Source organism: Sandaracinomonas limnophila (assembly GCF_004005965.1).
GTDB lineage: Bacteria > Bacteroidota > Bacteroidia > Cytophagales > Spirosomataceae > Sandaracinomonas > Sandaracinomonas limnophila.
The window spans coordinates 1-255 of record NZ_SACY01000020.1; the positions used below are offsets into that span (position 1 = coordinate 1).

Sequence of the window (255 nt, forward strand, 5' to 3'; positions counted from 1 at the left end):
CAAAAGTGATTCCGTAAGTAGTGGCGAGCGAAAGCGGATTAGCCCAAACCAGTATTGTTTAGGCAAGACTGGGGTTGTAGGACTTCGATATCTGTACATAAGAGGAACAAGAACTGTCTGGGAAGGCGGGCCGAAGGAGGTGAGAGCCCTGTATTGGTAAGACTTGTGTATAGTAGGAGTATCCTGAGTAGGGGGGAGCTGGTGAAACTCCCTTTGAATCTGCCGGCACCATCCGGTAAGGCTAAATACTACCAA

The 255-nt window shown here is 49.0% G+C and carries 1 rRNA gene; it reads left to right on the forward strand.

Features of this window, described 5'->3' with window-relative positions:
- Positions 1-253 (forward strand): 23S ribosomal RNA (locus EOJ36_RS11875); the annotation flags it as partial.
- Positions 254-255 lie beyond the last annotated feature (2 nt).